This is a genomic window from Nitrospira sp. BLG_2, from assembly GCF_049222245.1.
The window spans coordinates 1-5,636 of sequence record NZ_JBLYIG010000646.1; the positions used below are offsets into that span (position 1 = coordinate 1).

7 protein-coding genes are annotated in these 5,636 nt (G+C 58.2%); all 7 read left to right on the forward strand.

Annotated features, from left to right (window positions below):
• On the forward strand, positions 1-372 hold a 372-nt coding region (locus tag ACOSYY_RS17125; protein WP_421664020.1), incomplete at its 5' end, for a flagellar hook assembly protein FlgD.
• A gap of 42 nt (positions 373-414) precedes the next feature.
• Entirely contained in the window at positions 415-2,151 is a 1,737-nt protein-coding gene (locus ACOSYY_RS17130; protein WP_421664022.1) for a flagellar hook protein FlgE, read from the forward strand.
• A gap of 296 nt (positions 2,152-2,447) precedes the next feature.
• Entirely contained in the window at positions 2,448-2,999 is a 552-nt protein-coding gene (locus tag ACOSYY_RS17135; protein WP_421664024.1) for a flagellar basal body-associated FliL family protein, read from the forward strand.
• Positions 3,000-3,009: 10 nt separating this feature from the next.
• On the forward strand, positions 3,010-3,984 hold the full coding sequence (fliM, locus tag ACOSYY_RS17140; RefSeq protein ID WP_421664025.1) for a flagellar motor switch protein FliM: 975 nt from the start codon (positions 3,010-3,012) through the stop codon (positions 3,982-3,984).
• A 58-nt stretch (positions 3,985-4,042) separates the two neighbouring features.
• Complete coding sequence (gene fliN / locus ACOSYY_RS17145; RefSeq protein WP_421664026.1) at positions 4,043-4,411, forward strand: flagellar motor switch protein FliN; 369 nt, start codon at positions 4,043-4,045, stop codon at positions 4,409-4,411.
• Positions 4,412-4,438: 27 nt separating this feature from the next.
• A complete protein-coding gene (locus ACOSYY_RS17150) occupies positions 4,439-4,846 on the forward strand; it encodes a FliO/MopB family protein (protein WP_421664027.1) in 408 nt (135 codons plus the stop codon).
• Positions 4,836-5,600, forward strand: coding sequence for a flagellar type III secretion system pore protein FliP (gene fliP / locus ACOSYY_RS17155; RefSeq protein WP_421664028.1), 765 nt, complete (start codon positions 4,836-4,838; stop codon positions 5,598-5,600). The genes ACOSYY_RS17150 and fliP overlap by 11 nt, the downstream gene beginning before the upstream one ends.
• Positions 5,601-5,636: the final 36 nt, after the last annotated feature.

The following is a 5,636-nucleotide window of genomic DNA, read 5'->3' on the forward strand; positions in this document are numbered from 1 at the left end:
AGTGTCGATCGCCCTCTCACGCAATTGGAGAATGGTTCGGCATCGCTGACGTACGCGCTCGAAAAGGGCGCGTCCCGCGTGCAGATCACGATTCTCGATCAGAAGCGGCAGGCTGTGCGACTGTTGGAGTACACCGGCCTCCAGGCCGGGCTCAACCAAGCGCAATGGGACGGGAAGGACAGCAAGGGCGTGGCCCTGCCTGCCGGCATCTATGAGTATGCCATCTCCGCCGTCGATCCACAGGGCGCAGCGGTGGTCGCGAAAGGTCGTGCGCAACTCACTGTGACAGGCGTGCGTATGGAAGACGGGCAACCGAAGTTGGCCGTTGGACCGATGACTGTGGATCCGTCGGAGGTCGTGGAAGTGCAATAGCAAGGACGTATTCGAACGGGCTCAAGAAGGAGGCATGCACCCATGGGAATTCTGTCGTCACTGTTTGCCGGAGTCAGCGGGCTCAACGCCAATGGTACGGCGCTCTCCGTTATCGGCAACAACATCGCCAACCTCAGTACGGTCGGTTTCAAGGGAAGCAAGGCGACGTTCGCGGACTTGATCAGTTCGTCGATCTCCGGCGGGTCCGGTGCGATTCAGACCGGCATCGGCGTGGCGCTCACGTCCGTGCAGGGAAATTTTTCTCAAGGATCGCTGGCGACCTCGTCCAATGTGCTGGATCTTGCCATCGACGGCAACGGATTTTTCATCGTTGAAGACGCGCAAGGCGGCACTTTCTATTCCCGCGCCGGCCTGTTCCGCCTCGACAAGAACAACAACGTGGTTGATCCGACGGGATTCAAACTCCAGGGATTCCTCGCCGACACCACCGGCACCATCACCGGGACGATCGGTGATATTGCGTTGCCCTCGACTACCGCCTCGCCGAGGGCCACGACCACTGCTCTGGTCGCGGCCAATTTGAACTCAGCGACCGCGCCGACGGGCGTTCGCGGCAATGTCGTCGCTTCCGCGGCCTCAACGACCACCACCGCAGCCGGTAACACTTCTTTCAACATCAATCTGAACGGTGACGGAGCTCAGACAATTACCGTGGCTAACGGGTTGACCGGCTCCGCGCTTGCCACGGCGATTCAAAACGCCGTGCGCGCGCTGGTTCCCAACGATCCCTTCAAGGGCGCCGCCTACGCAGGATTCACGGCGTCGGTCAACGCCTCCGACACCTTCACCTTCACGTCGGGCATGACCGGGACAACGAACAATTCCACAACCGGCACCGGCACGGTTGTGATCACGGCGAACGGCGGCGATACTCTGGCGGCCAACCTCAACATGCTGGCGCCGACCTCCACCACTGGGACGGATTTTCTTCTTTCCGATCCTCCCGCCACGTCGGACTTCTCCACTTCGATGACGGTGTTCGATTCGCTTGGCAACGCACACTTGCTCACGACGTATTTTACGAAGGTCGGCGAGAATAGCTGGAACTACAACACCGTGGCGGCCCTGAACGACGTCGTGACGGCGAACTATCATGCCAGCAATATCGACAGCAGTTTGGGCATCGTTCGTGTGGGGTCCGGTACCTTGACGTTTGGGACGGACGGAACGCTGGATCGGGAGAGCACCGTGGTTCGGTACGATACGGGGACAGCCGCCGGTACGTCGGGCACGGTGCCGGGAGAGTTGCAGATCGACTTTATCGGCGCGACCTCGGACCAGTTGATCGCCATGAATTTCGGCTCCAGCGTGACGACCGACGGCGGGAGCGGACTCGATGGGACGACGCAATTCGGGTCGACGTCGGCTCTCGTCCAGCAAACACAGGACGGCTTTGCCGCCGGCTCGCTCCAGGCCTTTTCAGTGGATGCGAACGGCATCATCAATGGCCGATTCTCGAACGGTCAATTGCGCGCATTGGCGCAGGTGGTGCTCGCGCGCTTCCCGGACCCCATTGGGTTGACGAGGACCGGTAAAAATACCTTCGCTCAGTCCGGGAATTCCGGCCAACCGGTCACGGGCACGCCGGACAGTGCCGGGCTCGGGCGGGTCTTATCCAACTCGCTGGAATTGTCGAACGTCGATCTCGGCGAAAGTTTTATCGATATGATCGCCGCCCAGCGCGGTTTTCAGGCGAACTCCCGCGTGATCACCACGTCCGACGAGATACTGCAAGAGTTGGTCAATCTGAAACGGTAGAGTCTCTCTCGCAGTGGGGCTCGGAGCGACGGCAAGCTCCGGGCCCCGCTTCCTTTCGTTCCTTCTTCCCATCCATCATTGACGTTTGTCCGAATCCTGCCCCGAACCCGTCAGCATATTGACGGTGTCAAGGGGTCGCTTGACGGGATGATCATGCGCCCGCTTCACGCCGTGTGGTTAGCACTGGATCATGCGCCAGATATGGCGATTTTCGATTGTCTCCTCTTGAGAGGAGCAGGGTGCAGTGGCATACGCATTGCAGTCTCCGCACCGGGCCGATGAGTCAAGGAGGAGTTATGGCAGATGCAGCCGCAGTCGATGACAAAACTCCGGTTGCGGCCTCCGCTCCGGCGTTCCCCATCAAATTGCTCATTATTGTATCGGTTGTCGCCTTGGCGTTCGGCGTCGGCGGCGCATTTATGGCAGTCAAGTTTCTGGGAGGTACAGGTAAAACCGCTGAAAGCTCCGGAGAGCACAAGGCCGACGCCGGCGGAAAGGCCGAATCCAAAAGCGAGGCCGATGGAAAGCCGGGTCAAGCCGCTTCGCCGGGCGCCATGTTCGACCTGGACCCCTTCATCGTGAATCTCGCGGACACCCCTGAGGTTCGTTATCTCAAGCTGACCCTCAAGCTCGAGGTGGACACCCAAGCGATCGCTGTCGAACTGTCCGCCCGCATCCCTCAGATACGAGATGCCATTCTTGTCCTGCTCAGCAGCAAGGACGTCAATGCGGTGAGAACGACTCAGGGAAAATTCCAGCTGCGTGACGAAATTACGCAGCGCGTCAACGGTCTCCTCAAGAAACCGGGAGTCCGCACCGCCTATTTCACGGAATTCGTCGTTCAGTAACTCCGACACTATGGAAAAGATTCTTTCGCAAGATGAAATCGATGCCCTCTTAAAGGGGGTCGTCTCGGGCGAGGTGGACACCGCTCCGAAGGAAGGCGCCCCGGAAGCCAAAGAGGTCATCCGATACGATCTATTCAACCAGGAACGGATCATCCGTGGACGAATGCCGACCATGGAAATGATCAATGACCGATTCATTCGCCGTCAATCCGTCGTCTGGACCAGCATGTTTCGAGAGGCCGTTGATTTCGCCGTCGTCGGCACGCAGGTGATCAAGTTCGGCGAGTTCCTCAAGAAAGTTCCGATGCCTTCATCGTTGAACGTGTTTCATATGTCTCCGCTGCGAGGCAGCGCGCTGTTCGTCATGGACGCGTTCCTCGTGTATCTGGTCGTGGACTACTTTTTTGGAGGCAAAGGTCAGACCCACGTGAAGCCCGAGGGACGAGACTTCACGCCCGTCCAAACGAGGATCATCAAGAAGCTGTTGTTGTCATCGCTTGTCGATCTGGAAAAAGCATGGCATGCCGTCGTGCCGGTCAAGGTGGAACATGTGCGTTCCGAGAGCAATCCTCAGTTCGCGATGGTGGTGACCTCATCCGAAATCGTGGTCGTCGTCACGTTGCAGGTGATCTTGGGAGAAACGGCCCGGGAGCTGTATATCGTCTACCCTTACGTCATGCTTGAACCGATCAAAGATAAACTCTATTCAGGCCTCGTATCCGATCACGTCAATCAAAACGGCGAGTGGGGTTCCCGATTCCGAGAGCGATTGCAAGACTGTCCGCTTCCGATCGCGGTACGGCTGGGAACCGCCACCGTCACGGTGAAGGATGTCATGAATTTCTCTCCGGGCGACGTGATCTTGCTCGACCAGCATCCAGGAGATCCGCTCGATTGCTATATCGAGGGATATCATAAGTTTCAGGGCAGTCCGGGCATTTACAAGGGCAATCACGCGTGCCGCGTGACAAAAATATTGAGCTAGCAGACGCTGAAGGGCTTTTCAACAGTCCACCAGTCGCGACATTACCGAGAGAGTAACCATGGCTGAATCAGATTCCGCAACTCGCGCCGAGCCACAGACGACCGGTAGCCCATCCCCGCAACCGGCTTCGTTTCCGCCCGTCCAGCAGGCGGAGCCGGGAGGAGCTCCGAAGAACATCGATTTTATCCTGGATATTCCGATGAGCGTCACTGTGTACGTCGGATCCGCGAAGATGGCCATTCGGGATCTGTTGCAACTGGCTCAGGGTTCCGTCATTGAGCTGGATAAACTGGCGGGCGAACCGATGGAAGTGATGGTGAACAACAAACTGGTTGCGCGCGGCGAGGTGGTGGTCGTCAATGAAAAATTCGGTATTCGGTTGACGGATGTGGTCAGTGCGGCGGAACGCGTGCAACAACTTCGCTGAATGGTCGGATGATCCGAGGGAGAGGCCGTGATTGATCTGTGGGAGAGCCTGTTCCGAACCGTTTCGGCCTTGGCCATCGTGCTGGTCTTGATGGGGATTGTCGCGGTGACGGTCCGGCGATTGATGGGGCAGCGCATGGGGATCGCCGGTGGGCGGCCTCTTGTTCGTGTTTTGGCCAGCAGCTATATCGCTCCGCGCAAGACGATCGCTCTCGTGTCGGTGGCGGGAGAATACCTGATCGTGGGAACGACCGCGACCGATCTCGTCCCGTTGGGGCGCATCACCGATTCCTCGGAATTGCGGGAATTGCTCACTGTCGCCGACGAGAAGCCCTCCACCGAGTCGGCGTCGGTCCCGCGGGACACCTTTGTCTCCCGGCTTCGGCGCCTACCGCTCGGCGTCTTTCATCACGGCAGGGGATTTCATGATCGATAAGCACGAGTCGCGCTCCCGCATGTTGGCGGTGATCATCGTCGGGGCGATGACGCTCGCCGTGCCGTCTTGGGAAGCGGTGGCGGCCGGTCCGTCGGTGAGCATTGATTTCGGCGCGGACGGCCCGAAACAAACGGCCGTGGTGATCCAGATCTTGATTCTCCTTACGGTGCTCTCTTTGGCGCCGGCCTTGTTCATCATGGTGACCTCCTTTACCAGGATCGTGATCGTGTTGGCCTTCCTCCGGCAAGCGCTGGGCACACAGGCCGTTCCTCCGAACCAAGTGTTGCTGTCTTTGGCGTTGTTCTTGACGATGTTCATCATGGCTCCGGTAGGGCAGGCCGTCTACAACAACGCATTGCAACCGTTAATGGCCGAGCAAATCTCTTATGAAGATGCGTGGAAGAAGGGCATCGAGCCGGTACGGAACTTTATGTTGCGTCAAGTCAGAGAGAAAGACCTCGAGCTCTTCGTCAAGCTGAGCAATGTGCCGAAACCGGACCGGGCCGAGGACGTGCCGACTCAGGCGATCATACCGGCCTTTATTCTGAGCGAACTTCGGATTGCCTTTCAAATCGGGTTTTTAATTTACATTCCTTGCTTAATCGTCGATGTGGTCGTCGCCAGCATTCTCATGTCGATGGGCATGATGCTTCTTCCGCCCGTCGTGATCTCTCTGCCGTTCAAGTTGATCCTGTTCGTATTGGCCGACGGCTGGTACCTGGTCGTGGGGTCGATGGTGCGTAGTTTTCAGTGAAGCGAAAGGTCTGAAACGTGAAGCGTGAAACGTATC